The organism is Sphingomonas jeddahensis (assembly GCF_001981525.1).
Taxonomy (GTDB): Bacteria; Pseudomonadota; Alphaproteobacteria; order Sphingomonadales; family Sphingomonadaceae; genus Sphingomonas; species Sphingomonas jeddahensis.
This window is the reverse complement of the sequence record NZ_MPSB01000001.1, coordinates 367,917-393,593: the sequence shown is the minus strand read 5'-3', so window position 1 is coordinate 393,593 and position 25,677 is coordinate 367,917. Positions and strand designations below refer to the sequence as shown.

Sequence of the window (25,677 nt, the reverse complement as noted above, 5' to 3'; positions counted from 1 at the left end):
AGCCATGACCGATCAATTCGACCTTACTGACGACCAGCGTGAGATCCAGGAGCTCGCGCGCCGCTTCACCGCCGACCGCATCACGCCGTTCGCGGCGGAGTGGGACGAAAAGCACATCTTCCCGCGCGACACGATCAAGGCGGCGGCCGAACTCGGCTTCGCGGCGATCTATGTCTCCGAGGAGAGCGGGGGCATCAATCTCGGCCGGCTCGAAGCCGCGCTGATCATGGAGGCAATGGCGTACGGCTGCCCCGCCACCAGCGCGTTCATCTCGATCCACAACATGGCGTCGTGGATGATCGACACCTTCGGCTCGGCCGATCTCAAGGGCCGCTACCTCCCCGACCTCGTCACCATGGACAAGATGGCGAGTTATTGCCTGACCGAGCCGGGCTCGGGCTCGGACGCCGCGGCGCTCAAGACCACCGCGCGCCTCGAAGGCGACCATTACATCGTCAACGGCACCAAGCAGTTCATCTCGGGCGCCGGCGAGAACGAGGTGTACGTCACCATGGTCCGCACCGGCGCGGAAGGCCCCAAGGGCATTTCCTGCCTGGTGATCGACAAGGACATGCCCGGCGTGTCGTTCGGCGCCAACGAGCGCAAGCTCGGCTGGCACGCGCAGCCGACGCGGCAGGTTTTGTTCGATAACGTGAAGGTGCCCGTCGCCAACCGCGTCGGACAGGAAGGCGAGGGCTTCCGCTTCGCGATGATGGGTCTCGACGGCGGCCGGCTCAACATCGGCGCCTGCTCGCTCGGTGGCGCGCAGCGCTGCCTCGACGAGGCGATCGCCTACACCAAGGACCGCCAGCAGTTCGGCAAGCCCATCGCCGACTTCCAGAACACGCAGTTCACGCTGGCCGACATGGATACCGAGCTCCAGGCCGCACGCTATCTGCTCTACGTCGCAGCGGCCAAGGTTACCGCCGGCGCGCCCGAAAAGACGCGCTTCGCGGCGATGGCCAAACGGCTTGCGACCGACACCGGATCGTCGGTGGTCGATCGCGCGCTCCAGCTGCACGGCGGTTACGGCTATCTGATGGATTACCCGATCGAACGCTTCTGGCGCGACCTGCGCGTGCATTCGATCCTGGAAGGCACCAACCAGGTGATGCGCATGATCGTCGGCCGCGAACTGACGCGCCAGTAACTGTCCTACACGCCGCAATCGTGAGAGAAGATCATATCGGCAACGAGACGAACCGGTTTATCTTCTCTCCCATGTGGACAAACTTCGGAAAGTTTGCGGATGACCAGTGAAGTTCTGACCAGCGTCGAAGGCCCGATCGGCCGCATTCGATTGAACCGCCCCAAGGCGATCCACGCGCTCACCACCGCGATGTGCGAGGGCGTGCTGGAAGCGCTGGAAGCATGGCGCGGCGACGATGGCGTGCGCGCCATCGTGATCGATCACGCCGAGGGTCGCGGCTTCTGCGCCGGCGGCGACATCCGCATGCTCGCCGAAAGCGGCGCGAAGGACGGCGCGGAGGCGCGCGAATTCTTCCACACCGAATATCGCATGAACCACCGCCTGTTCACCTACACCAAAGACATCGTGGCGTTCATGGACGGCATCACCATGGGCGGTGGCGTCGGCCTGTCGCAACCGTGCCGCTTCCGCGTGGCAACCGAGAACACCAAGTTTGCGATGCCCGAAACCGGCATCGGCCTGTTCCCCGACGTCGGCGGCGGCTGGTTCCTGTCGCGCTTGCCGGCGCGAGTCGGGCAGTATCTGGCGCTGACCGGGCACCGGCTCGACGGTGCCGAAACCCACGCGCTCGGGCTCGCCACCCATTATCTTCCTGCCGAGAAGCTGGAAGAAGCGAAGCGCCGCATTGCCGAGGACCCTGCCGCGATCGAGACGATCCTCGCTGAACTTTCGATCGAGGCTGGTCCCGCCAAACTGCTCGATCACCGTGCCGACATCGATCGCCTCTTCGCCTCCGACCGGCTGGAGGACATCTACGCCGCGCTGGAAGCCGACGACAGCGACTTCGCGCGCGAGACACTGGCCACGCTCCAGTCCAAGTCGCCGCAGACGATGAAGGTCAGCCTCAAGCTGCTGCTCGACGGCAAGACGATGCCGACGTTCGAGGATGAGATGCGCCAGGAATATGCCGTTGGCGCCCGCGTCGTGCAGCGGCACGATTTCCTCGAAGGCGTGCGCGCGGTGATCGTCGACAAGGACAACGCACCCAAGTGGGACCCCGCCACGCCGGAGGGGGTGAGCGACCACGTCATCGATCAGATCTTCGCGCCGCTGCCCGACGCGGAGGCGTGGACGCCGGCTTAAGCACATCCGTCATCCCCGCGCAGGGTTCCCATCAAAGTAATACTCTGATGGGGCCCAAGGCGGGGATCCATAACCTCTGCGGGAAGTATGGATTCCCGCCTTCGCGGGAATGACAAGCATGACCGAATACACCAACATCCTCGTCGAACAGCGCGGCGCCGTGACCCTCGTCACGCTCAACCGCCCGCAAGCGCTGAACGCGCTCAACACCGATGTCCTCGCCGACCTCTCCGCCGCGTTCGGCGCTTATGACAAGGACCCTGGCCAGCGCTGCCTCGTCCTCACCGGCGCGGGCGAGAAGGCGTTCGCCGCCGGCGCCGATATCAAGCAGATGGCCGACATGGCGGCGGCCGATTTCTTCCTCCAGGATTTCTTCGCCGGGTGGCAGACTGGCGTCGTCGCGACCCGCAAACCGTGGATCGCGGCGGTCAACGGCTTCGCGCTGGGCGGCGGGTGCGAGCTCGCGATGATGGCGGACTTCATCTACGCGGCGGACACGGCCAGGTTCGGCCAACCCGAGATCAAGCTCGGCGTCGCGCCGGGGATGGGCGGCTCGCAGCGGCTGACGCGTGCGATCGGCAAGGCCAAGGCAATGGAAATGTGCCTCACCGGCCGGATGATGGACGCCACCGAGGCGGAGCGTAGCGGCCTTGTGGCGAAGGTGGTGCCGCTGGCGTCGCTGCTGGAGGAAACGCTCAAGACCGCTGAGCTGATCGCCTCAATGCCGCCGATGGCCGCGATGGTGAACAAGGAAATGGTCAACACCGCCTTCGAGACTGGCCTCGCGCAGGGCATCCTAACCGAGCGGCGGCTGTTCCAGATCCTGACCGCTACCGAGGACAAGGCGGAAGGAATGGCCGCGTTCGTCGAGAAGCGCCAAGGGGTGTGGAAGGGGCGCTGAGCGCAACGCTCCCTCTCCCTTGAGGGAGAGGGTTGCGAAGACTTGGCAGCTTGCTGCCTAGTCGTAGCTGGGAGAGGGTGAGGCGGGTCGGCACGAACCGCGCGAGCCTGCGGCTCGCTCGACCCCTCTCCCAACCTTCGCTAGCCGGTGAACCGGCAAGCTACGGTATCCCTCTCTCCTGTCCAGGGGCGAGGGCGAGGAGAGATACACATGGCACGCGTCGCATTCATCGGATTGGGCAACATGGGCGGCGGGATGGCCGCGAACCTCGCCAGGGCGGGGCATGACGTTCGCGCATTCGATCTCAGCGCGGAGGCGCTCGATCGCGCGAAAAAGGCCGGGTGCCTGCCGGCCGCCAGCGCCGCGGAGGCGGTGGAGGGCGCGGAGGCGATCATCACCATGCTGCCCGCCGGCGCGCACGTTGCATCTACTTATGCCGAGGCGGTGTTCGGCCATGCCGCCCCGTCGGCGATCCTGATCGACTGTTCGACCATCGATGTCGCCACCGCGCGCCAGCTGTCGGCCGACGCCGCGGCGAAGGGGCTGGCGGCGGTCGACGCGCCGGTGTCGGGCGGGATCGCCGCGGCGAACGGCGGCACGCTGACCTTCATGGTCGGCGGGACCGAGGCGGGCTTTGCCCAGGCGCAGCCGTTCCTGGAGGAAATGGGCAAGGCCGTGATCCACGCTGGCGCGAGCGGCGCGGGGCAGGCGGTAAAAATGTGCAACAACCTGATCCTGGCCGGCACGATGCTGGCGACGTGCGAGGGGCTCGCGCTCGCCGAGAAACTGGGGCTGGACCTCCAGGTGTTCTTCGACATTGCCAGCAAGGCGACGGCGCAAAGCTGGTCGCTCAACACCTATTGTCCGGTGCCCGGCGTCGGTCCGGAAAGCCCGGCGGACCGAGGGTACGAAGGTGGGTTCGCCGCGGCGCTGATGCTGAAGGATTTGCGGCTCGCCATGGCGGCCGCGGCGGAGGCCGGGGCCGCGGTGCCGCTTGGCACGCATGCGACCGATCGCTACGCGGCGTTCACCGATGCCGGCCACGGCAGCGTGGATTTCTCCGGCATCATCAAGACGCTCTAAGCGTTGTTACTCACACGTCACCCCGGCCTTCAGCCGGGGTCCCGCTTCTTCTTACCTTGATGAGAAAGCGGGAGCCGGCTCGAGACGGACGTGACGAAGAAGTAGCAGCTAGATTGAGTGATATAGTGCGAGTAACCCCGCCATGAGCGTCGCCTTTCGCCGCGACAGTGATGAGGAGCATCTCGAGCCCAAGTTCGAGCTCCCGCTGCCGTCCGGTCCCAATCTCGTTACCGCGCGCGGCAAGACGCTGATCGACGAGCGTATCGCCGCGTTGGAAGCCGAGCAGCCGAACGCCGACGAGGATCGCCGTACGCAGATCGCGCGTGAGCTGCGTTATTGGAACACGCGGCGCATCACCGCGGTGCTCGCTCCCGTACCGCCCGCGGATGAGGTGGCATTCGGCAGTCGCGTGCGCTTTCGCCTCAACGGCAAGGAGCAGGAACTGACCATCGTCGGCGACGACGAGGCCGATCCCGCGGCAGGGAAGATAGCCTTCTCCGCGCCGCTCGCGCGGGCGATGATGGGCGCGATGGCAGGCGAGGCGGTCGCGTTCAACGGCCGGGCCGATGCTGTCGAGGTGCTTGGCGTTCGCCCGGACTGAACAGTTCCTGGTAGCGATCGCGCTCCAGCGGGCGATCGGTGAAGGTCACTTGCGCCAGCCGCCACGCGCTGTCCCCGCCGCACGGCCATAGCTCCTCGCGCGCAGGCACCGGATCGGGCGCATCCACGCCGTGGATCTCGACATGGATCAGCCGACCGGTCTCGCGCATCAGGATCGTCGCACCGGGGAAACGGCCGTCGAGCGTCGCGTGGAGCGTGCGAGCGTCCGGCGATACCTCCGGCTTGTCGAGCGCGCGCGGCGCGCCGTCGATCAACTCGGCGGCGGAGGAGCGCAGCGCTTTCCAGCCATCGTTGATGATGTCGATCGAGATCAGCCCGGCCGCGACCGCGTCGGCCCACCACCAGCCGAGGCCGAGGCCCACGACACCGGCGATCCCGGCTGCGCCCGTCAGCCAGTTCGCCTTGTTCATCATGGCGTTGGTGTGGAGCAGTTTGTCGTTGAGCGTCCTTGCAAGCGGCAGCAGCTTGGTCCCGATCACCAGTGGCGGGATCAGCGCATAGCCCTGCGCCGCGAGCATCAGCCAGCCGAGCCACACGTCGTGCCCGAACAGCCGCATCGAGCCGACGGTGGCATGTTCGGCCATTGCGAGCGTCATCAGCGCGTTGACGAGCAGCAGGGCGCCGACGGCGGTGAGCGCCACCGCGGAGACGAAGAAGCCGAGGCCGTTCGCCCGCGCGAAGCCGAACGGAAAGCGCGCGCTTCGCGGGCGGCGCTCCATCCGGGCCGCAACCAGGAAGGCAATCGGAGGCACGAAGCCGAGCATGTCCTCGATCCATGCCGTCTTCATCGTCTGGCTCTGGCCCATGACGACGCCCATCACCGCGACCACGGTGACGAACCAGCCGATCTGCCACCAGCACAGCCGCATCGCCCGGTTCATCGCCTCGTCAGGCTGGCGGGGCGCGCTCAAGACGCCTCCGGGGCGACGGCGCGCGACGTCTGCTCGACCTGCATGATCCAGCGGTTCTCGCCGTTCTTCATCAGCGCGCGCCATTCGGTGCGCTCGCTTCCCTCGCCGTGGACAAGGAGCGTTGGGCCGGGGGCGACGAGCTTCTTCCACGGCGTGCGCTTCGCCACCTCGGCGATCACGAGATCCAGACGGTCCGCGTCGAGGTCGACGATCAGTGGCTCAAGCGATCCCCGTCGCAGCTCGATACGCGCGCCTTCCTGCTGCGCCAATGCTGCGAGGAGCGCGCGCGCTTGCTGCGGCATGGCATCGTCGGCCAGACCGACACGGATGGTGTGTGACTGGCGAACCCGGTCGAGTGTGCCGCCGGGGTCGCGCGGCAAGGCATCGCATCCGGCGAGCGACAACAGCAGCGATAGGACGGCGACCCGCTTCTTCATTTCGGGGGCTGAACGTCCGCGCGGGCGCGCCGTTCCGGCGGCACCAAGGGGCGTCGTCCGCGTTCTGCCGTCATTCCCCCGATCAACGGAGTTATTGGCATGAGCATTTTTGGCGCGATCAAGAAGGCGATCTTCGGCGACCGCGGGCCGCTGGGTGGGCAGTTCTCGGGCAAGCCGGCGCCGACACCGGCCCCAACGCCCACCCCGACTGCCGCGCCGCGTCCTACGCCAGCGCCAACCGCAGCGCCAACGCCGGCCGCACCCACGCCAGCGCCGCAAGCCGCCCCAGCCGCACCGGTCGATGTCGAGAAGGTGCTGATCAATCTCGCCGCCAAAAAGGGCGGGCCGGATCTCAACTGGCGCACGTCGATCGTCGACCTGATGAAGCTGCTCGACATTGATTCGAGCCTTGCCAACCGCAAGGAGCTGGCGACAGAGCTCGGCTATACCGGCGCCAAGGACGGGTCGGCGGAGATGAACATCTGGCTCCACAAGGCGGTGATGCGCGAGCTGGAGAAGAACGGCGGGCTCGTGCCCGCCGGCCTGAAGGACTGAGCGGCCGGTTATACCTACCACGGCGGCGGCGCACTGGCCTGTGCGCGTCGCGGCCGTTATCGGCGCGTGCATGACGGGACCCAATCGCCTGCGCCTGGACGGTGGCGCGCTCGTGGACAATTGGCGCGCACTGGCGCGGATGAGCGGCACGGCGGCGTGCGGCGCGGCGGTGAAGGCAGACGGCTATGGCCTTGGCGCGCGCGAGGTGGTGCAGCGTCTCGCTGGTGCGGGATGCCGAGACTTTTTCGTAGCGACCTGGGCGGAGGCGGCTGCGCTGGCTGACTTCGGCGTCTCGTTCTCGGTGCTGCATGGCGTCCGCGACGACGACATGACGTTTGCTGCGCAGCAATTCGCGCGGCCAGTACTCAACACCGCAGCGCAGGTGCGTCGCTGGCGCGAGGCCGGGGTGGGCGCGTGCGATGTGATGGTAGACACGGGCATGAACCGGCTGGGCGTATCGCCCGAGGAGATCGGCAACGGGTTGCTCGATGGGCTCGAGGTGGAGACGCTGATGAGCCATCTAGCCTGCGCCGATGAAGCGTCGCCGGTTAACGAACGGCAGCGGTTGGCGATGACAGCGCTTGCGGGGCGCACAAATGCGCGGCGGCTGAGCCTCGCCAATTCCGCGGGCATCGCCCTGGGTAAGGATTATGCCTTCGATCTCACGCGGCCGGGGCTGGCGCTTTATGGCGGCGTGCCGTGCGACGCACTTGCCGGCGTGATCCGGCCGGTGGTGACAGTCGAGGCGGAGGTGTTGCAGCGGCGGCGCGTGCCGGCGGGGCAGCAGGTGGGGTATAACCTGACCTGGACGGCGGCGCGCGACAGCGACGTGGTGATCGTCAATCTTGGCTATGCCGATGGGTATAAGCGCGCTTTTTCCAATGCCGGCGCCGCCTACGCCGGTGATCGCGCGCTGCCGGTGATCGGGCGCGTGTCGATGGATTTGACGGCGCTTGACGCCACGAGCGTTGATGTGGGCGAAGGAGACTGGATCGCCTTCGACGCCGATCTGCCGCATGCCTCGGCGGCGTCGCGCGTGTCGCAATATGAGCTGCTGACCGGTCTGGGCCGTCGCTTCGATCGCGTGTGGCGCTGATCAGGGCAGCGCGGCGATCCAGTCGCGCAGCGGTTCCCACAGTTGTGCGCGTGCGCGGCTGCCGACGATCATGCCGACATGACCGGCGCCGAGATCACGCCGCTCGGGCAAGCCGATCGCGGTGGCGGCGGGAACGATACGGTCGCTGAGCGAGACGAATTCGATCGTGGGGCAGGGCAAGGCGAGCGGATCGACCGTTCGGCCGGCGACCAGCCAGTCGCCGCGGCCAGGGCAATCGGCGGCGAGGAAGGTTTCGAACAGGTCCGCACCCGCGGCAAAAGTGAGCGGTGCGCCGCCGTTCGCCCAATCCTCCATGGCGACGAACATCGCGGCTTCGTTACCGGAGAGCGCCGCGAAGCTTTCGTATTTGGCGATGGTGCGCGCGGGATCGAGCTTCCAGAAGCCGGCTTGCAGCACCTCCATTGGCACCAATCCTAGCTGCTCGCAGGTCGGTCGGGCGCCCTCCCAGAGCGTCGCGATCTCGGCGCGGGCAGCTGGGCCATAGCCCTCGAAATGCCACGGCGCGGCGATCGTCGCCAGTCCAGCACAGGCGCCCGTGGCAGCGGCGGCGATGCTCATCGTGCCGCCCAGGCAATAGCCGACGAGTATCGGTGGTTGGTCGAGCCGGCGGAGCATCGGCAACAGCAGGCGTTCGACATGGGCGGCAACGTCCATCGCGCGCTCGGCGGGCGTCGGTTCGCCCCAGTCGAGCAGCCAGGCTTGGACGCCCTGCGCTGCCATCCACCGCAGCAGCGAACGGCTGGGCACCAGGTCGAGGATGTGGGGCGGGTTGATCAGCGACGGGACGAATACCACGGGGCGACCGTCGCCGCCATAGTCGCGCAGCCGCGCGCGGCCTTGCCGCCGTGCCGCGCGCGCCATTCGGCGCAGCGTGCGTGGCGCCTCCTGATAGTGGCGCAACCCCGCGAGGGCGGCAGCCGTCCGCTCGGGCGATGCTGCGGTTTGTTCGCGCAACATGTCGAGGAACAGGGGCAAAGGGCGGGGGCCGTGTTGCGGCGCCGTAACGGATGCTGTAGCGCGGTAAATAGTCATAAGCGGGGCATCGCGATGAAAAAACAGCATAACGGAGAGGGCGCGGTCATCATCAAGAAGTACGCCAACCGGCGTCTCTACAATACCGAAAGTTCATCATACATCACGCTGGAACACCTTGCCGCGATGACGCGTGAAGGGCGCGAGTTTAAAGTCGTCGACGCGAAGACCGACGAGGACATTACCCACAATATCCTCACCCAGATCATCATGGAGGAGGAAGGTCGCGGCGAGCAGCCGATGCTCCCCGTCAATTTTCTGCGCCAGCTGATCGCGATGTACGGCGATTCGATGCAGGCGATGGTGCCCGGCTATCTGGAGGCGTCAATGGACAGCTTCCGCCGCAATCAGGCGCAGTTCAAGTCTGCGGTCGAAGGTGCCTTCGCCGGATCGCCCTTCGCCGAAATGGCAAAGCGCAACATGGCGATGTTCGAGGCCGCGACGAGCGCGTTCAAGCCGGAAGGCACCGCCCCCGCCGCAGGTGCCAGCAAGGATGACGAGATCGCCGCGCTCAAGGCCGAACTGTCCCGATTGCAGGACAAGGTCAACAAGCTCGGCTGATCTGCCAACGTGCCCTCCCCATGTTTGGCATGGGGAGGGTGTCAGGTCACGCGCGCGTCGGGATCTTCTCGAACGGCACGTCCTTGTCGACACGAACGTCGCCAGGAAGGCCGAGCACGCGTTCGGCAATGATGTTGCGCAGGATCTCGTCCGTACCGCCCTCGATCCGGGTCGCAGGTGAACGCATCAGAGTTTGCTGAAAACGCGCCGCGTGCGCGGCGAGTTCGGGATCGGTCAGCACGCCCATCTCGCCCTGCTGGTCGAGTGCGAACATCGCAATGTCCTGCATGGTCGAGCCGGCGACCAGCTTGCCGATTGAATTTTCCGGTCCGGGCTGCTCGCCCTTTGATAGCGCAGTCAGCGCGCGCATGCTGGTGTATTTCAGCCCACTGGCCTTGGTCGCCCAATCCGCGAGCTTGGAGCGGATCGAGGGATCGTCCACCAAGCGGCCGCCGCTCGGGCCAGGCGCGCGGGTGGCGTAATCGAGCAACGGCTCGAAGCCGGTCGACATGCCCGAGCCGATCGACAACCGCTCGTTCATCAGTGTGGTCAGCGACACGTTCCAGCCGTTACCCACCGCGCCGAGACGCTGGGAATCGGGAATGCGCAGGTCAGTGAAGAACACCTCGTTGAACCCGCTTTGACCGTGCGCCTGGAGGATCGGGCGGACCTCAATACCAGGTGAGCGCATGTCCACCCAGAACATCGTCAGCCCCTTGTGCTTGGCGACGGTCGGATCGGTGCGGGTGAGCAGGATGCCATATTGCGAGATGTGCGCGCCCGACGTCCAGATCTTGGAGCCGTTCACGACCCATTCGTCCCCATCCTGTACCGCTCGGGTGCGCAGCCCCGCGAGGTCGGAGCCGGCGGCGGGTTCGGAGAACATCTGGCACCAGATGTCCTCGCCCGCGGCGAGTGGCGGCAGGAGGCGCTGCTTGTCCTCCTCGCTGCCCCAGGCCATCACAGTGGGGCCGCACATGCCCTGGCCGATGATGAAGGTGAAGGAGAGTTGCGCATACACACCCTCCTCCTGGTTCCAGATCACGCGCTCCATCGGCGACGCGCCACGGCCGCCATATTCCTTTGGCCAATGAAGGCATGCCCAGCCGGCGTCGCGTTTTGCCTTCTGCCACTTCTTGGCCTCGGCGAGCATGTCGATCTCGCCGGCCTCCGCCGAGGTGCCGAAGCCCGAACCCGACAAGATCGGGTGGAGGTGCTTGGGGGCGTTGGCGTCGATCCAGGCGCGCGCTTCGGCGCGGAAGGCGGCTTCTTCGGGGGTGTCGTCGAAGTTCATGACGAGAGTTCCTCTTAGCGCCCTTTCCCGTTCGTGCTGAGCTTGTCGAAGCACGTGCCACAGGCGAAAACGCTTTTGGCACGCCCTTCGGCAGGCTCAGGCCGAACGGGGGAGGGGCGGATCAGCATCAGTTCGGGCTCAAGCCGCCAGCGGCTCATTGGCGGCGGCGAGGCGGGTGACGAGCTTTTCTTCCCAGTCGGGCTGACTGCCGAGCGCGAGCGCTAGCTGGTTCGATCGGCGGTAGAAGAGGTGGCAGTCCATCTGCCAGGTGAAACCCATGCCGCCGTGCACCTGCACGTTGTTCTTCGCGCAATGGCGGAAGGCGTTGGTGGCGGAGACTCGCGCCGTTGCGGCGGCGCGGGGCAGCTCGGCAGCACCGGTCGAGAGCGCCCAAGCGCCGTAATAAGCGTTGGAGCGGGCGAGGGTCGCAGACACATACATGTCGGCGAGCATGTGCTTGATCGCCTGAAAGCTACCGATCTGGCGGCCGAACGCCATGCGCTCCAGCGCATAGTCGCGGCCCATCTCCAGTGCACGGTCCGCCCCGCCGATCTGTTCGAAGGCGACGAGCACCGCGGCGCGATCGAGCAGGGTCTGGAGCATCGCCCAACCTTCGCCGCGATCGCCAAGCCTTTCGGCGGCGGCATTGGTGAAGGTGAGTTCGGCCTGTCCGCGCGTCGGGTCGAGCGTGTCGAGTGTGCGGCGCGCGATGCCATCCTGCGCGAGATCGACAAGGACGAGGCTCAAGCTATCGCCTTCCTTGGCGAGCACGATCGCAACATCGGCGATGTCGCCGTCCAGGACCGGCAGCTTCGCACCGTTGAGCGTACCATTGGCAAAGGTCGCGCGGGTGCTCTTTTCGGTCAGCCGCTCGCCTTCAACGCTGGCGAGGCAACCAATCGCAGCACCAGCGGCGATCCGGGGGAGCCAGGCAGCCTGCTGCTCGGGTGTACCGAACGACTTGATCGCCTCGGCTGCGAGATAAATCGAGGAGACGATCGGCAAAGGCGCGAGCGCGCGCCCGAATTCCTCCGCGACGGCGCATAGTTCGAGATAGCCGAGTCCCAGCCCGCCATGTTCCTCCGGAATGGCGATGCCGAGGAAGCCCATCTCGGCAACCCCTTGCCACAGCTGGCGGTCGAATCCACCGCCTTCCAACGCCTTGCGCACGCGCTCGGTGGAGCATTCGGCGGCAAGGAAGCGGCGTGCCTCCTGCCGGAATTCATTTTGTTGTTCGTTGAAATCGAACTGCATCGATCCCCTCCCTCTTATTCCTGTGGTATCTGGTGCACGTACACCTCGTTGTGCCCGATCCGGTTTCCGTCGAGCAGCACCATGTCGAACCCGCGCAAACGCCCGCCGCCCGCCACATCGCAGTACCAGCGGCCGCAGAAGCCGCCGGCAATCGGCCAGGTCTCGTCGGGGGTGTAGGTCATCGCCGGTGTGGCGGCGAACAGGCCGGTCAAATAGGCGCGGAGCGCGTCATGGCCGGTGATACCGGCGGCGGTCTGCGGATCGAAATAGCGGCAATCTTCGGCGTAGAAGCCGAGCAGCGCTGGCACGTCCTTGGCGGTCCAGGCGGCGAGCCAATCGGCATTGTAGCGGGCGATGTCCATCAATCAGGCTCCCACGACTCGCGCGACATGCGCCGGCTCGAAGATCTCCGCCGGTACTGCGTCCGGACCTGCCATCACAGCGACGCCGTGGAGACCAAGCATCGGATCGGCGGCGCTGCCTTCGTGATAGCGGCGGCGGCGGGCACGGGCCTCTTCGCCGAACTCCATGTCGAGCGTTGCCTGAAGCTCAGATGCTATTCGCAGTCGGCGCATGCGCTCGGCGCGCTCTTCGGCATAGGGGCGGAAATCGGGGGTGGTGCCCGCCGCGGTGTCCCTGAGTATGTCGCTGACGAGGCGCACGTCGCGATAGGTGATCGACAGCCCGAGGCCGAGGATCGGATCGTTCCAGCCTGCTGCATCGCCGACCAGCACCGCGCCCGGGGCATAAGGTTGCTCGGCCGCGCTACAATTGTTGTAATAGGCGTAGAGCGGGCTGGCAGGCGTGCCGCCAGCGATCGCCTCGTTGTGCGGGGCGGATTTCATGCGGAACGCTTCAAGAAAACGTCTTGGCCCCTCGTTGCCGGCGAAGCGTTTGGTATCGGCCAGCGACCATCCGCCATAAACGCGCATCCGGCCTCTACCCTGGGGAAAGGCGAGGAACGCGAAATCGTCCTCGGTGCCGATCGCCTGGCGCGTATCGTCCCACGCCGCCACGCCATCCACCAGCAAACCCGCAAACCAATGGTGCGGTTTGTCCTGGTGCAGCGTCAGGCCGGCGGCGCGCCGCACGGTTGATTGGCGGCCTTCGGCACCGACGATGAGGGGCGCACGTGCGACGTACTCATTGCCGTCGTGGACATAGGTGACACTCGGCGCGTCCCCGACTGTAATTGATTTGACATCCACGCCACGCAACACGGTGCCGCCAGCGGCTGCAGCGGTGTCGAACAGCGTCTGGCAATGTACCGGGTGGCGGATGCAGAGCGGGCCCGGCACATCGGCCGCGAACATGCCGAGCGGCAGCGCGCGTGCCTCCGCCTCCGCGGGATCGCGCGTCTCGTCGTACGTAACATGGCTGGTGAGGTGGTGGCCGCCAGCGCCGACGAGTGTGTCGTAGAGACCCAACCGTTTGGTCTCGGTGACACCCCAAGGCGCGATCCACTCGCCGCGCACCTTGTCCTCATAAACGGTCGTCTTCTCGAGCAGCAGCACCGATCGGCCCGCCTGCGCCATCACCGCCGATAACGCCGACCCGCCGATGCCGCCACCGACGACGATGAGATCGTATGTCATGCCCGCTCTCCTGCCGTCGTCAGCCATCGTGGGCTGGCAATCGGAACGATTAAGTCGATCGACCTAACAGCGACAGGTAGGAGGCGCACGCGCGACAAGTCAATGGGGCATGCGTGAGAGGCGTGCCCAGGCCGTGAGCGTATCGATGGCAAGGCGTGGGCAGGTCGCGCCAACAGGTCTGAAACGCAGAAGGGCGCGCACTCCAACGGAGCAGCGCACCCTTCTAAGTCTTTGAAAAGATGGTGGACGCACTTGGGCTCGAACCAAGGACCCGCTGATTAAGAGTCAGCTGCTCTACCAACTGAGCTATGCGTCCATGATCGGATCGGGCTGTTGCCCGCGATCGGGAGGCGCGTCATTAGCATCGCGTCGCTGCAGCGCAACCTCTTTTTTTAGAAGATCACCAATTTTGTTCGCCGCGGCTGCTCCGATCGATCGACATCAGGATGCCTAGGCACAGAAACACGGTCATTTGTGCGGAGCCGCCAAAGCTGACGAGCGGCAGCGGGATGCCGACCACCGGCGCAAGGCCCATCACCATCGCAAGGTTAATTGCGATGTAGAAGAAGATCGTCGTCGCTAGGCCGGCCGCGGTGAGCTTCCCGAAACGGGTGCGTGCGCGCGTGCCGACGTTCACCCCCCAGCGGACCACCATCAAATAAGCGACGATGATGAACAAGCCCCCGAGCAAACCCCATTCCTCGGCCATGGTGGCGAAGACGAAGTCGGTGTGCCCCTCGGGCAAATAGTCGAGGTGGCTTTGCGTGCCGTTGAGGAAGCCCTTGCCGGTGATGCCGCCCGAACCGATCGCGATTTTTGATTGGCTGATATGATAGCCGGTGCCCAGCGGGTCGCTTTCCGGGTCCATGAAGATAAGCACGCGATTGCGCTGATATTCGTGGAGCAGGAAATTGACTGCGAGCGGTGCCGCAACGGCCAAGGCAAGCGCGCCGCCGACGAACAGCCGCAAGGGCACGCCGGCAAGGAACATGATGACGATCCCGCCACCGGTGATCATCAGCCCGGTGCCGAGATCGGGCTGGAGCATCACCAGCCCGGCGGGCAGGCCGATCAGCAACGCGGCCGGCCAAATCGCGCCGAAACGCCGCGTTTCGTTCGGCGGCAGCATGTCGTAGAAGCGTGCGCAGGCGAGGACGATGGCCGGTTTCATCAGTTCCGATGGTTGGAGCCGGATGAAGCCTAGATCGAGCCAGCGCTGGCTGCCACCACGGACCGCCCCGAGCAGTTCCACCAGGAAAAGCAGCACAACGATTACGGCATAGCCGGGCAGGGCGCCGCGCTGCCACACCTCCTCCGGCACGCGCGAGAGCACGATGGCGCCGCATAGGAACACCACCAATCGAAGACCCTGCGAAAGGGCCCAAGGGCGCAGATTGCCGTCGGCTGCCGAATAAAGGACCACCAGCCCGAAGCTCGCGATGGCAATCACGAGTGAGAGCATCCGCCATGGCAAGCGGGCGAGCGGGGCGGGAATGATGGACGAGCCGATCATTGCATGTCCGAAGGTTCGGTGGTGCCGATGCTGGCCGGGCCCGCGCCGTTGGCGATGTCGCTGACGGTCGCCTCCTGCGAGGCATTGGAGGCGTCGGTGGCCCGTTCGACGGCGGGTGCGCTGGTCGGGGCTGGCGCGTCCGTCTCGGTCGCTGCGGCCTGTGGCGGCGGCGGAGCAGTCGCGGCGGCGCGATAAGCGGCCTCCTGCGCGGCCATGCGGGTGCGGATGTCGCCACCCCAGGTCGGCTCCACGTCTGCGAGTGCCTTAAGGGCGCGTTCCTTGTCGAACAGGTAGGTCATGATATCGCGGCCGATCATCGGCGTATCGAGGTTGCGGATCGTGTGGCCGTTATGCTCGAGCACGATTGCGGCGGCGTAGCGCGGTTTGTCCGCCGGCGCGAAGCAGACGAACAAGGCGTGATCCCGCAGTTTGAAGGGAAGCTGCGCATTGCCAAGCACGCCTGAGCGGCGTTCCGCCATAGTGATCCGGCGCACCTGAGCGGTTCCGGTCTTGGCGGCGAGTTCGACGCCCGGAATAAAGAGGCGGGAGGCCCCGCCCGTGCCACCGCCGTTCACCACCTTCCACATACCTTCACGGACGACCTGGAGGTGTTCCGCGCTGAAGGGCAGCGGCGGGGCGTCACCGTGAACTTGATTCATGAGCAGGCTTGGCTTGATCATTCGGCCCGAAGCGATGCGCATCGCCATGACGGCCAGCTGCATGGGGTTGGCGAGCACATAGCCCTGGCCGATCGAGGCGTTAAGCGAGTCGGCCACCGTCCATCTGGTATTGTACTTACGCTGCTTCCACGCGCTGTCGGGGACGGTGCCATAGCGCTGGGTGGAAAAGGGCAGATCATATTTCTCGCCCAGGCCGACCGCACGGGCGACCGGCGCCACCTTGTCGTAGCCGAGGCGCCGGACCATTTCGTAGAAGTAGATGTCGCAACTCTGGGCGATCGCGCCGCGCAGGTCGATGGCGCCATGGCCGCGGCGTTTGTGGCAGTGGAACAGCCCGGTGCCGACGCGGAGCGCGCCGCCGCAGAATACCCGCTCGTTTGGGTCGACGCCGGCCTCGAGCAAGGCAAGGCCGTTCATCGGCTTAACCGTGGAGCCCGGCGGGTAAAGGCCTTGCGTCACCTTGTTCATCAAGGGCACGTGGTCGTCCGCCGACAACATCTTCCATTCGAGGTGGCTAATCCCGTCGGAGAAGCTGTTAGGATCGTAGGCGGGCATGGAAACCATGCACAGCATCTCGCCAGTGAGGCAGTCGAACACCACGGCCGAGCCAGAGTTGGTACCGAGGCGGCGCGCGGCATATTCCTGAAGCCCGGCATCGATCGTCAGCTTCTGCGTCTTGCCTGGCACGTCGGGGCGGGTGGCGAGTTCCGCGACGAGCTTGCCGCGTGCCGTGACCTCAATGCGCCTCGCACCGGGCTGGCCGCGAAGTTCGGGCTCAAGGGTCTTTTCGAGTCCGTCCTTGCCCAGCTTGAAACCGGGGGTCAGCAGCAGCGGATCCTTGGTCTTCCTATATTGCTCGGCGTTGGCGGAGCCGACGTAGCCGGTGAGGTGTGCCACCGCCGCGCCGGCGGGATAATTCCGGGCAAAGCCGCGGGTGGGCGCTACGCCGGGCAGTTCGGGCTGGCGCACCTGAACGGCGGCGAACCGTTCCCAGCCGACATTCTCGGCGACCTTGACTGGCTGAAACCCGGCCGCACGCTTCAGATCGGCACGAATGCGCAGCAGGTCTTCGTCGGTCAGCGCGAGCAACTGGCGGAGCGCGGCGAGCGTGCGTTCCTCGTCAACGATCCGGTCCGGGATCAAATCGACGCGGAAGTCGGTGCGATTGTCAGCGATTGGCTGACCGTGACGATCGACCAGCCAGCCGCGACGCGGCGGCACCAGCGTCATGTTGACGCGGTTGCTTTCGCTCAGGAGGTTGTAATGCTCGTTCTGCGCCACAGAGAGCCAGGCCATGCGGCCGGCGAGCACCGCGCCGACCCCGATCTGCGCTGCACCAAGCAGCCAAGCGCGTCGGGAGAAGGTATATCCTTGCTGCGCCTCCGTGGCGATCCGCGGCGTGCGGCTCATGCAGCGATGCGCCGGCGGTCGACCCAGGCGACAACCCGGGCGGCGAACGGGAACAGCAGAACAGACACGGCGATCTGGGCCAATAGCAGGGAATCGACGTGGCCGCCGATGGGGCTGGCGAGCAAGCGTCCCGCTACCAGGGAGAAGGCGATCGCCACGGCGGCGATCAACCAATCCTGTTTGAAGTCGCGGAAGATCGTTCTTTGATCGAACAGGTCGATGAGAAAGAAGGACAAGGTCCACAGCATCATCGCACTGCCCATCGGTTGGCCGCTGAGACAATCGTCGAAAAGGCCGAGCAGCGCTGGGGCCCAGCGACGTAACGCAAGCGGGGCCAGCAGCCGCCACGCCAGCAGCATCAGCAACCCGAACGGCGGCAGCAGCGGCAGCGTTGCGGCGACCGGCGCGATCGTCATCAACGAGCCGGCCATGACGGTGACCCACGGCAGCGCACGCGCTGGTGATTGCTGAAGCGGTGCCTCGAATGGCTTGAGCGTGGGCATCACGGCCGCGGTGTTTCCGCTGGAGTGGACGTCGGCACCGGTTCGACCGGCGTGACCGACGGTGCTGCCGCAGGCGGCGTGGCGCCAGAGATCGCCGCGCGTGGCGGCGGAGGCAGGAATGGCGCGCTCACGATCGCGAAATCAAAAATATCCGCCTGCGCAAAGGGCACGGCAGGTGCGGTATCCGACCCGGCCTTCAGCACGCGAGCGACCAGCACGCCGGGTGTATAGAGGCCGCCGATCCCGGAGGTGACGAAGCGATCCCCAGGCTTCAGCTGCGCATTAGTGGTGCCGACCGAGCGGATATCGACCAGGCCGTCGCCGCGCCCGGCAGCGAGCGCCGGCAATCCGTCGCCGATTCGCCGCACCGGGATCACGCTCTCAGGATCGATTGCCAGCAGGACGCGGGCGGTGTTCGGCCCGGTTTCTATCACCCTGCCGATTAGTCCATCCGGGCCACGCACCGGCATGCCGGGCCGGACACCTTGCCAGCGGCCAGCGTTCAAGATGCCGAAGCGACGCGTGCTCGACGCGGTGGAGCTTACGATCCGTGCCGTGGCGACCGTTTCCGGTGTCGCCTCGCGCAACTTAAGCAAACCGCGAAGTCGACGATTGTCGCGGATGATGATCCGCGCTTGGACTAGAGCCGCATGGGTCCGCGCGACTTCTGCTCGCAGCGCCTCGTTCTCGCCATGGACGCGAAAATAGGTCGCGACCGTGTCGGGAATCGCGGCGATGCCGCGCACCACCGCTGATGCTCCGCCAGAGACTGGCGCAGTGATCTCGCTCGCGGCGGAGCGCAGGGCGGCGAAAGCGGGCGGGTTGAATTGCGAGAGGACGAGCAATACCGCGCCGACCAGCGCACCCGCGATGGCCAGAATGTAGCTCAAGAAGAGCGTATATTGCGCCCGTCGCGAAAAACCCGGGCGCCGGTCCCGCGGCGGCGCCATGCGCTATGTCCTTCGATCAGCCGTTGGAGAGCACGCCGCGGTACATCGGATCCTCCAGCGCGCGGCCGGTGCCCAGTGCCACGCAGGTCAGCGGATCCTCCGCCACCGTCACCGGCAGGCCGGTCTCATCGCGCAGTACCTCGTCCAGCCCCTGGAGCAGCGCGCCGCCGCCGGTCAGCACGATGCCCTGATCGACGATGTCGGCCGCCAGTTCGGGCGCGGTATTCTCCAGCGCGACGCGCACGCCCTCCACGATCGTGGCGACCGGTTCGCTCAGTGCTTCGGCGATCTGGCCCTGGTTGATCTGGATCTCCTTCGGCACGCCATTGACGAGATCGCGGCCCTTGATGTGGATCGTGACGCCGATGCCATCTGCCGGCGGTTTGGCGATGCCGACTTCCTGCTTGATCCGCTCGGCCGTCGATTCGCCGATCAGCAGATTGTGATTGCGGCGCACGTAGCTGACGATCGCTTCGTCCATCTTGTCGCCGCCGACGCGCACCGAGGTGGTGTAGGCGAGACCGCGCAACGATAGCACCGCAACTTCGGTGGTGCCGCCGCCAATATCGACGACCATGGATCCGATCGGCTCCGTGACGGGCATGTCAGCGCCGATCGCGGCGGCCATCGGCTCCTCGATCAGCCACACCTGGCTGGCACCAGCGTTGGACGCGGCATCGCGGATCGCGCGGCGCTCCACCTTGGTTGAGCCCGATGGCACGCAGATCACGATCTCTGGCCAGCGCATGAACTTGCGCTGCCCATGCACCTTGTAGATAAAGCTTTTGATCATCTGCTCGGCGACATCGATGTCGGCGATCACGCCATCGCGCAAGGGGCGGATCGCCTCGATGTTACCGGGCGTCTTGCCCATCATCAGCTTGGCGTCTTCGCCAACGGCCTTCACCTTCTTGATGCCGTTGATCGTCTCTACCGCTACCACTGACGGTTCGTTGAGCACGATGCCGCGGCCGCGTAGATAGACGACGGTGTTTGCCGTACCGAGATCGATCGCCATGTCGTGGGACATGAACTTGAAGAAACGCGAAAAGGCCATGTTCAGCTAAATTCCGTCCGCGAGTCGCCGGAGCGAGGTGCATCAATCATCCCGCCGCCGCGGCCGCAAGTCGCTTCTGGGGCATCGATCGTGCTGTCACGGGGTCGCGGGATGGCGCCGATTGGGCTAGGGGAGTGATGGTGTCAATACGTCGTCTCCCCGAACATCTGGTCAATCGTATCGCCGCCGGTGAAGTGGTGGAAAGACCAGCCAGCGCGTTGAAGGAACTGGTCGAGAACGCCATCGACGCAGGGGCGACCCGGATCGCGATCCGGCTGGCGAATGGCGGGATTGGCCGGATCGAAGTGGTCGACGACGGGTGCGGTATGAGCCCCGCCGACATGGCGCTGGCGCTGGAGCGGCACGCCACTTCGAAGCTGCCGGGCGACGACATCGACCAGGTCGCCACCATGGGTTTTCGCGGCGAGGCGCTGCCCTCGATCGCCAGCGTCGCAAGGCTGACGCTGGAGAGCCGGGTGCGCGGCGGCGATGGCTGGTCGCGGGTGACCGACAATGGCGCGCTGGTCGGCGATGGACCCGCAGCGCTGCCGCCAGGCACGCGCGTGCTGGTTGAAGGGCTGTTCGAGCGGGTCCCAGCGCGGCGCAAGTTCCTGCGTTCCGGTCGGAGCGAATATGCCGCCTGCCTTGATGCGGTGCGGCGGCTGGCGATGGCCCGGCCCGACATCGTTTTCACGCTGGAACATGACGGCCGGCGAGTACTTGCTGCGCTTCAGCCCGAGGACCGGCCAGGGCGAGTCGCGGCGCTGACTGATCGCAACCTGCGCGAGAATTCGGTTGCTATCGACATGGAGCGCGACGGGCTGGTGCTTGGTGGTGTGGCGGGCCTGCCGACCTTCCACCGCGGCGTGGCGGATCACCAATATTTGTTCGTCAACGGGCGACCGGTGAAGGACCGGCTGCTGATCGGCGCAATCCGCGGTGCCTATGCGGAAATGATGCCGCGCGATCGCCATGCCGTGGTGGCGTTGTTCCTCGACGTGCCCGCCGATCAGGTGGACGTCAATGTCCATCCGGCGAAGACCGAGGTGCGATTTCGCGATCCTGCGATGGTACGTGGGCTGATCGTCTCTGGCTTGCGGCGCGCGCTCGATGCGGCCGGGCACCGCGTGGCGCATCGTGCGCCGGAGGATGCACTGGCATTGTTCCGGGCAGAACCGGCTGTGCCCGGTTATACGGACGAGGGCTTGAATATCGCTCCACAAGCGGCACCCTCGTGGCACGAGAGCCCCATGCCGGCAGGACTGACGGGGATGGTCGGTGGCGTCCACGACCGCCGCCCAGCCTTCTTCGCGCCGCCGCCGCAGGCGCGGGCCGAGCCGGCCTGGGCGCCGCCGCCTGAGTCGAGCGCGCATCCGCTGGGCGTGGCGCGCGGGCAGGTCGCCAAGACCTATATCGTTGCCGAGGCGGATGACGGCCTGGTCATCGTCGATCAGCATGCCGCTCACGAACGGCTGGTGCTCGAACGCATGCGTGCCGCGCTCGCTGGCGGGCGGCTGGCGGCCCAGGCGCTGCTGATCCCCGAAGTGGTGGAGCTGGACGAGCCGGCGTGCGACCGGTTGGAGGGGCGTGCCGGCGAACTTGCCGAACTGGGGCTGGAGCTCGAGCGCTTCGGACCGCGCGCAATGCTGGTTCGGGCAACGCCCGCGCTGCTCGGGCGCGGCGATCCGGCCGGGCTGGTACGTGACCTTGCCGACGAGTTGGCCGCGTACGACGAGGCGTTGAGCTTGCGCGAGCGGCTCGATGCAGTGGCGGGTACCATGGCGTGCCATGGCTCGGTGCGGGCGGGGCGCGTGCTGTCGGTCGCCGAGATGAACGCACTGCTGCGCGAGATGGAGGCGACCCCGCATTCGGGGCAATGCAACCACGGCCGCCCGACGTGGGTGAAGCTGGACCTTAAGGACGTCGAGAAGCTGTTCGGGCGGCGGTGAGAAGGCGCGCGACGCCTCATCCCCTCACGCCTGATCGATCACCCGGTCGTCGAACATCCCGAACGCCAGCGTCGAGGCATAGAGCGCGACGGCACGGTCCTGCGGCATGGCCCAGGCCCATTTGCGCATGTCGAAGGCAGCGTTGAGAAACGCCATCACCAGCTGGCTCGCCACCAGCGGATCGACAGCGCGAATCGTGCCTTCAGCGGTGCCATCCGAGATCGTGCCTGCAAAGCGACGGGCGATGCGATTCGAGCGGTCGACCATTGTCGCGCGCACGCCCGTCGGCAGACCGCTTAGGGCGGTTGTGCGGAGCAGTGGGCCGAGCTCGGAGAATTGCACGCCAAGCAAGGTGGCGATCATCGCGGTGAGGCGATCCCACTCGGTGCCGCCCTGTTCATCGGCGCGCCGCTGAGTTGCGGAAATCGTGTCGAAGCTGCGGCGGTAGCAGGCGGCGACCAGATCGTCCTTGGCGTCGAGATGGTGGTAGAAGCTGCCCTTGGTGACGTTGAGCTCACCGGCGATGCGCTGCACCGATGCGCCGCGATAGCCGAGTTCGTTGATCAGCCGGGTCGCGGCGAGCAGGAACGCCTCACGCCCGTCGACCGGATCGTGCGGCAACTCGACCGGCTCGGGTGCCCAACGGGCACCGGGCACGGCCAGACCGTGGCGGAATACATCCATCACTCTGGCTTCGACACGGCCGAGCTGGTCCATGTCGTAGCGCGGTAGCCAGACCGGGAGCCAGAAGGTGTTCTCCATAAGCACATGGGCACGTGCGCCGTTGAGATCGGTCTGCGCGCGTGTTCCGGCAGCCCCCCACAGCCCGCGTGCGCGGCGGAACACTTCACGCCAGCCCGCCATGAGACGTCCACGGACCGGATCCTCCATGGCGCGCAGGTCCGACAGGCCAGCGATTTGCCGTTCCTCGCCACGCTGCACCCGCGCCAGCCGCGCCATGTTGAGCGCCAAATACCGTTCTACGCGCGCCTCAGGCGTCGGCGCCTCGGCCGCTGTGTCGAGCATCACCAGCAAATAATCGAGCGTATGCTCGAACGCTGCGGCGGCGAGGTCCTCCTTGCGTTTGAAATAATAGGTAACGCTGGTCGTATTGAGCCCCACGCGTCGCGCCACGTCCGCAAAGGTCATGCCCTTCGCGCTCTGTTCGTTGATGGCGTCGGCTGCGGCGGCGAGAATGGCTTCGCGCTTCGCCCGAAAGCGGCGCGTGCCGATCTCCTCTCCGTCGCCGCCCGGTTCCCCCTGAGCTTGCATCGAATACTGATAGCAGCGATTTTTCGAAGAAACAGTCCCTTTTGCGCGGCAGCACGACAAAGCAGTTCGTCAGGCGGCGACGACTAAATCAAGCGCTTTACCGAACATGCGGTACGCTCTACACGACGATTCAAACAGCATAAGCGGAGGGATGCGATGGACTTCACCCTGACCGAGCGCGAAACCTATTTCCGGGATCGTGTGAGGGCCTTCATCGAGGCCGAAATCGCGCCGCGCCAAGCCGAATATCACGAGCAGGCGCACCATGGCGAGCCTTGGAAGGTTCTGCCCGTGATTGAGGAGGTAAAGGCCAAGGCCAGGGCCGCCGGTCTGTGGAACTTCTTCATGCCGCCCCATTCCGGCCAGCAGCATGTCGATGACACCTTCGAATTCGAAGGTACCCAGCTCACCAACCTCGAATATGCTCTTTGCGCCGAGGAAATGGGCAAGATCGGCTGGGCGAGCGAATGCTTCAACTGCTCCGCGCCGGACACCGGCAACATGGAAGTGCTGCACCGCTACGGTACGCTGGAGCAGAAGGAGAAGTGGCTTCGTCCGCTGATGAATGGCGAGATCCGCTCGGTGTTCCTGATGACCGAGCCGGCAGTTGCCTCGTCCGACGCGACCAACATCGAGACGCGGATCGAGCGCGACGGCGATCATTATGTGATCAACGGGCGCAAATGGTGGTCGTCGGGCGTGGGCGATCCCCGCTGCAAGGTCGGCATTCTGATGGGCAAGACGAGCTTCGAAGGTTCGCGCCACCAGCAGCAAAGCCAAGTGCTGGTGCCGATGGACACGCCGGGCATCAAGATCGAGCGGATGCTCTCCGTCTATGGCTACAACCATGCGCCCCATGGTCACGGCGACGTTACGTTCACGAACGTGCGCGTGCCGGTGGAAAACGTGATCCTGGGCGAGGGCCGAGGCTTCGAGATCGCGCAAGGCCGGCTCGGGCCTGGCCGTATCCACCATTGCATGCGCACCATTGGCGTCGCGGAAGTAGGGCTGGAGAAGATGGCCAAGCGGCTGCTGAGCCGCGTCGCGTTCGGGAAGCGTATTTCCGACCATTCGGTGTGGGAGCAGCGGATCGCGCAGGGTCGTATCGAGATCGAGATGACTCGCCTGCTGTGCCTCAAAGCGGCGCAGACGATGGATGCGGCGGGCAACAAGGCCGCGTCGCAGGAAATCGCGATGATCAAGGTCTTCGCGCCTAACATGGCGCTGCGCATCCTGGACGATGCGGTGCAGGCGCATGGAGGGGGCGGCGTGTCGGAGGATTTTGGCCTGGCGCATGCCTGGGCTTCGCAGCGTACGCTGCGGCTCGCGGATGGCCCGGACGAGGTTCACGCCCGTGCGATCGCGCGCAACGAATTCGGCAAGTACGGCGACTGGAAGGCCGAGATCGCGAACGATCGCGGGAGCGCGCGCACAACCGAGGTTTCGAGCGGGGACATCGGCGTTTCGCGCTGAGCCGTAGGTAAGATCATCCGTTCGCCCTGCGCCTGTCGAAGGGCGTGTTACGAGCGACCGCGCTTGTGACACGAACTTCAACAGGCTCAGCCCGAACGGGCGGGAGGGAGATAGAACGTGAAAGCCGCAGTTATTTTCGAAACCAAGGCGCCGCTCCAGATCGAGGACGTCGTCGTTTCCAACCCCGGCCCGCACGAAGTGCTGATCCGCACGGTGGCGTGCGGCGTGTGCCGGTCGGACCTTCATTTCGTTGATGGCGCCTATCCGCATCCGCTGCCCGCCATCCCCGGCCACGAAGCGGCCGGCATCGTTGAGGCCGTGGGCAGCGAAGTGCGGACCGTGAAGGTGGGCGATGCGGTCGTGACTTGCCTGTCGGCCTTCTGCGGCCATTGCGAATTCTGCATCACAGGCCGCATGTTCCTGTGCGTCAGTGCCGAGACGCGGCGCGGACCCAAGGCCGAAGCACGGCTGAAGCTGGCGAGCGGCGGCAACGTCAATCAGATGCTCAACCTGTCAGCCTATGCTGAACAGATGCTGGTGCACGAGCATGCCTGTGTCGCCATCGATCCGGAAATGCCGCTCGATCGCGCTGCGCTGATTGGCTGCGCAGTGACGACGGGCGCAGGTGCAGTGTTCAACACCACCGATGTGACGCCGGGCGAGACAGTTTGCGTGGTTGGCTGCGGCGGCATCGGGCTGGCGGCGGTCAATGCTGCAAAGATCGCCGGCGCGGGCAAGATCATTGCGCTCGACCCGGTGCCGGAGAAGCGCGCGGTCGCGGAGAAGCTGGGCGCGACGCACACCTATGATCCGCTAAAGGAAGGCGTTGTTGGCGAGGTGGTGGAACTCACCAAGGGCGGTGTCCACCACGCGATTGAAGCAGTGGGACGCACGCAGTCGGCGCAGACCACGGTGGACGTGCTGCGCCGCGGCGGCACCGCGACTATCCTGGGCATGATGCCGCTGGACGCTAAGGTCGGGCTCTCCGCGATGGAATTGCTCTCAGGCAAGAAGCTGCAGGGCGGCATTATGGGATCTAACCGCTTCCCGGTCGATATTCCGCGGTTGGTTGATTTCTACATGCGCGGGCTGCTCGATCTCGACACGATCATCGCCGAGCGTCTGCCGCTGTCGCAGATCAACCATGCGTTCGACGAGCTCCGCAAGGGCGATGCGACCCGCAGCGTGATCGTGTTCGATCAATGAGCACGGCCCC

Annotated in this window: 24 protein-coding genes and 1 tRNA gene; 11 read left to right on the top strand and 14 right to left on the bottom strand. The window is 65.8% G+C overall.

Features of this window, described 5'->3' with window-relative positions:
• The first annotated feature begins 4 nt into the window (after positions 1-4).
• The 5 genes from SPHI_RS01825 (at position 5) to SPHI_RS01805 (ending at position 4,878) form a co-directional block, all read left to right on the top strand.
• Positions 5-1,150: an acyl-CoA dehydrogenase family protein gene (locus SPHI_RS01825; protein WP_076743160.1), complete on the top strand. Its 1,146-nt coding sequence runs from the start codon at positions 5-7 to the stop codon at positions 1,148-1,150.
• Positions 1,151-1,249: 99 nt separating this feature from the next.
• Complete coding sequence (locus SPHI_RS01820; protein WP_076743159.1) at positions 1,250-2,293, top strand: enoyl-CoA hydratase/isomerase family protein; 1,044 nt, start codon at positions 1,250-1,252, stop codon at positions 2,291-2,293.
• Positions 2,294-2,411: 118 nt separating this feature from the next.
• Positions 2,412-3,194, top strand: a complete 783-nt coding sequence (locus SPHI_RS01815; protein ID WP_076743158.1) for an enoyl-CoA hydratase-related protein — start codon at positions 2,412-2,414, stop codon at positions 3,192-3,194.
• A 210-nt stretch (positions 3,195-3,404) separates the two neighbouring features.
• Positions 3,405-4,277 carry a 3-hydroxyisobutyrate dehydrogenase gene (gene mmsB, locus SPHI_RS01810; protein WP_076743157.1) on the top strand — a complete coding sequence of 291 codons (873 nt, stop codon included), beginning with the start codon at positions 3,405-3,407 and terminating at the stop codon, positions 4,275-4,277.
• 142 nt (positions 4,278-4,419) lie between these two features.
• On the top strand, positions 4,420-4,878 hold the full coding sequence (locus SPHI_RS01805; RefSeq protein ID WP_076743156.1) for a GreA/GreB family elongation factor: 459 nt from the start codon (positions 4,420-4,422) through the stop codon (positions 4,876-4,878).
• Here the strand turns inward: SPHI_RS01805 and SPHI_RS01800 are convergent.
• The gene (locus tag SPHI_RS01800) at positions 4,829-5,809 is read right to left on the bottom strand and encodes a cation transporter (protein ID WP_233130599.1); all 981 of its coding nucleotides are present in this window, start codon (positions 5,807-5,809) and stop codon (positions 4,829-4,831) included. The two genes, SPHI_RS01805 and SPHI_RS01800, sit on opposite strands and share 50 nt — an antisense overlap.
• Positions 5,806-6,246: a hypothetical protein gene (locus tag SPHI_RS01795; RefSeq protein ID WP_076743154.1), complete on the bottom strand. Its 441-nt coding sequence runs from the start codon at positions 6,244-6,246 to the stop codon at positions 5,806-5,808. Before SPHI_RS01795 ends, SPHI_RS01800 begins: the two co-directional genes overlap by 4 nt.
• A gap of 99 nt (positions 6,247-6,345) precedes the next feature.
• Here SPHI_RS01795 and SPHI_RS01790 point away from each other — a divergent pair, with 99 nt between their 5' ends.
• The gene (locus SPHI_RS01790; RefSeq protein ID WP_076743153.1) at positions 6,346-6,801 is read left to right on the top strand and encodes a DUF3597 domain-containing protein; all 456 of its coding nucleotides are present in this window, start codon (positions 6,346-6,348) and stop codon (positions 6,799-6,801) included.
• A gap of 70 nt (positions 6,802-6,871) precedes the next feature.
• On the top strand, positions 6,872-7,897 hold the full coding sequence (alr, locus tag SPHI_RS01785; RefSeq protein ID WP_076743152.1) for an alanine racemase: 1,026 nt from the start codon (positions 6,872-6,874) through the stop codon (positions 7,895-7,897).
• On the opposite strand, the gene SPHI_RS01780 is transcribed toward alr, so the two are convergent.
• Positions 7,898-8,875, bottom strand: coding sequence for an alpha/beta hydrolase (locus tag SPHI_RS01780; RefSeq protein WP_076743151.1), 978 nt, complete (start codon positions 8,873-8,875; stop codon positions 7,898-7,900).
• A gap of 90 nt (positions 8,876-8,965) precedes the next feature.
• On the opposite strand from SPHI_RS01780, the gene phaR reads away from it, so the two are divergent.
• A complete protein-coding gene (gene phaR, locus SPHI_RS01775; protein ID WP_076743150.1) occupies positions 8,966-9,511 on the top strand; it encodes a polyhydroxyalkanoate synthesis repressor PhaR in 546 nt (181 codons plus the stop codon).
• Positions 9,512-9,557: 46 nt separating this feature from the next.
• Here the strand turns inward: phaR and SPHI_RS01770 are convergent, their stop codons facing one another.
• The 10 genes from SPHI_RS01770 to SPHI_RS01725 form a co-directional block, all read right to left on the bottom strand.
• A complete protein-coding gene (locus SPHI_RS01770; protein WP_076743149.1) occupies positions 9,558-10,805 on the bottom strand; it encodes an acyl-CoA dehydrogenase family protein in 1,248 nt (415 codons plus the stop codon).
• Between the two features lie 138 nt (positions 10,806-10,943).
• A complete protein-coding gene (locus tag SPHI_RS01765) occupies positions 10,944-12,059 on the bottom strand; it encodes an acyl-CoA dehydrogenase family protein (protein ID WP_076743148.1) in 1,116 nt (371 codons plus the stop codon).
• Between the two features lie 14 nt (positions 12,060-12,073).
• Complete coding sequence (locus SPHI_RS01760; RefSeq protein ID WP_076743147.1) at positions 12,074-12,421, bottom strand: YybH family protein; 348 nt, start codon at positions 12,419-12,421, stop codon at positions 12,074-12,076.
• 3 nt (positions 12,422-12,424) lie between these two features.
• Complete coding sequence (locus tag SPHI_RS01755; protein ID WP_076743146.1) at positions 12,425-13,654, bottom strand: NAD(P)/FAD-dependent oxidoreductase; 1,230 nt, start codon at positions 13,652-13,654, stop codon at positions 12,425-12,427.
• A 240-nt stretch (positions 13,655-13,894) separates the two neighbouring features.
• Positions 13,895-13,970 (bottom strand) — tRNA-Lys (locus tag SPHI_RS01750).
• 84 nt (positions 13,971-14,054) lie between these two features.
• Positions 14,055-15,167 carry a rod shape-determining protein RodA gene (gene rodA, locus SPHI_RS01745; protein ID WP_076743145.1) on the bottom strand — a complete coding sequence of 371 codons (1,113 nt, stop codon included), beginning with the start codon at positions 15,165-15,167 and terminating at the stop codon, positions 14,055-14,057.
• Positions 15,164-17,257 (bottom strand): penicillin-binding protein 2, encoded by a 2,094-nt coding sequence (mrdA, locus tag SPHI_RS01740; protein ID WP_076743144.1) that lies wholly within the window; start codon positions 17,255-17,257, stop codon positions 15,164-15,166. Before mrdA ends, rodA begins: the two co-directional genes overlap by 4 nt.
• Positions 17,254-17,688 (bottom strand): rod shape-determining protein MreD, encoded by a 435-nt coding sequence (mreD, locus tag SPHI_RS01735; RefSeq protein WP_233130597.1) that lies wholly within the window; start codon positions 17,686-17,688, stop codon positions 17,254-17,256. The genes mrdA and mreD overlap by 4 nt, the downstream gene beginning before the upstream one ends.
• 71 nt (positions 17,689-17,759) lie before the next feature.
• Positions 17,760-18,710, bottom strand: a complete 951-nt coding sequence (mreC, locus tag SPHI_RS01730; protein WP_076743142.1) for a rod shape-determining protein MreC — start codon at positions 18,708-18,710, stop codon at positions 17,760-17,762.
• Positions 18,711-18,726: 16 nt separating this feature from the next.
• Entirely contained in the window at positions 18,727-19,767 is a 1,041-nt protein-coding gene (locus tag SPHI_RS01725; protein WP_076743141.1) for a rod shape-determining protein, read from the bottom strand.
• Positions 19,768-19,907: 140 nt separating this feature from the next.
• Between SPHI_RS01725 and mutL the strand changes: the two genes are divergently transcribed.
• Complete coding sequence (mutL, locus tag SPHI_RS01720; RefSeq protein ID WP_076743248.1) at positions 19,908-21,716, top strand: DNA mismatch repair endonuclease MutL; 1,809 nt, start codon at positions 19,908-19,910, stop codon at positions 21,714-21,716.
• A gap of 24 nt (positions 21,717-21,740) precedes the next feature.
• On the opposite strand, the gene SPHI_RS01715 is transcribed toward mutL, so the two are convergent.
• Positions 21,741-22,988 (bottom strand): TetR/AcrR family transcriptional regulator, encoded by a 1,248-nt coding sequence (locus SPHI_RS01715; RefSeq protein ID WP_076743140.1) that lies wholly within the window; start codon positions 22,986-22,988, stop codon positions 21,741-21,743.
• Between the two features lie 156 nt (positions 22,989-23,144).
• Here SPHI_RS01715 and SPHI_RS01710 point away from each other — a divergent pair, with 156 nt between their 5' ends.
• Together SPHI_RS01710 and SPHI_RS01705 are read left to right on the top strand one after the other, a co-directional pair.
• Complete coding sequence (locus SPHI_RS01710) at positions 23,145-24,461, top strand: acyl-CoA dehydrogenase family protein (protein WP_076743139.1); 1,317 nt, start codon at positions 23,145-23,147, stop codon at positions 24,459-24,461.
• Positions 24,462-24,578: 117 nt separating this feature from the next.
• Positions 24,579-25,667: a Zn-dependent alcohol dehydrogenase gene (locus SPHI_RS01705; RefSeq protein ID WP_076743138.1), complete on the top strand. Its 1,089-nt coding sequence runs from the start codon at positions 24,579-24,581 to the stop codon at positions 25,665-25,667.
• Positions 25,668-25,677: the final 10 nt, after the last annotated feature.

Coding starts and splice junctions, on each gene's coding strand:
- SPHI_RS01790 (WP_076743153.1), top strand. CDS start 6,346: ATGAGCATTTTTGGCGCGATCAAGAAGGCGATCTTCGGCGACCGCGGG.
- mmsB (WP_076743157.1), top strand. CDS start 3,405: ATGGCACGCGTCGCATTCATCGGATTGGGCAACATGGGCGGCGGGATG.
- mreC (WP_076743142.1), bottom strand. CDS start 18,710: ATGGCGCCGCCGCGGGACCGGCGCCCGGGTTTTTCGCGACGGGCGCAA.
- SPHI_RS01710 (WP_076743139.1), top strand. CDS start 23,145: ATGGACTTCACCCTGACCGAGCGCGAAACCTATTTCCGGGATCGTGTG.
- SPHI_RS01765 (WP_076743148.1), bottom strand. CDS start 12,059: ATGCAGTTCGATTTCAACGAACAACAAAATGAATTCCGGCAGGAGGCA.
- SPHI_RS01715 (WP_076743140.1), bottom strand. CDS start 22,988: ATGCAAGCTCAGGGGGAACCGGGCGGCGACGGAGAGGAGATCGGCACG.
- alr (WP_076743152.1), top strand. CDS start 6,872: ATGACGGGACCCAATCGCCTGCGCCTGGACGGTGGCGCGCTCGTGGAC.
- SPHI_RS01820 (WP_076743159.1), top strand. CDS start 1,250: ATGACCAGTGAAGTTCTGACCAGCGTCGAAGGCCCGATCGGCCGCATT.
- mreD (WP_233130597.1), bottom strand. CDS start 17,688: ATGGCCGGCTCGTTGATGACGATCGCGCCGGTCGCCGCAACGCTGCCG.
- mrdA (WP_076743144.1), bottom strand. CDS start 17,257: ATGAGCCGCACGCCGCGGATCGCCACGGAGGCGCAGCAAGGATATACC.
- SPHI_RS01755 (WP_076743146.1), bottom strand. CDS start 13,654: ATGACATACGATCTCATCGTCGTCGGTGGCGGCATCGGCGGGTCGGCG.
- SPHI_RS01770 (WP_076743149.1), bottom strand. CDS start 10,805: ATGAACTTCGACGACACCCCCGAAGAAGCCGCCTTCCGCGCCGAAGCG.
- SPHI_RS01795 (WP_076743154.1), bottom strand. CDS start 6,246: ATGAAGAAGCGGGTCGCCGTCCTATCGCTGCTGTTGTCGCTCGCCGGA.
- SPHI_RS01805 (WP_076743156.1), top strand. CDS start 4,420: ATGAGCGTCGCCTTTCGCCGCGACAGTGATGAGGAGCATCTCGAGCCC.
- SPHI_RS01725 (WP_076743141.1), bottom strand. CDS start 19,767: ATGGCCTTTTCGCGTTTCTTCAAGTTCATGTCCCACGACATGGCGATC.
- SPHI_RS01780 (WP_076743151.1), bottom strand. CDS start 8,875: ATGTTGCGCGAACAAACCGCAGCATCGCCCGAGCGGACGGCTGCCGCC.
- phaR (WP_076743150.1), top strand. CDS start 8,966: ATGAAAAAACAGCATAACGGAGAGGGCGCGGTCATCATCAAGAAGTAC.
- SPHI_RS01825 (WP_076743160.1), top strand. CDS start 5: ATGACCGATCAATTCGACCTTACTGACGACCAGCGTGAGATCCAGGAG.
- rodA (WP_076743145.1), bottom strand. CDS start 15,167: ATGATCGGCTCGTCCATCATTCCCGCCCCGCTCGCCCGCTTGCCATGG.
- SPHI_RS01815 (WP_076743158.1), top strand. CDS start 2,412: ATGACCGAATACACCAACATCCTCGTCGAACAGCGCGGCGCCGTGACC.
- SPHI_RS01760 (WP_076743147.1), bottom strand. CDS start 12,421: ATGGACATCGCCCGCTACAATGCCGATTGGCTCGCCGCCTGGACCGCC.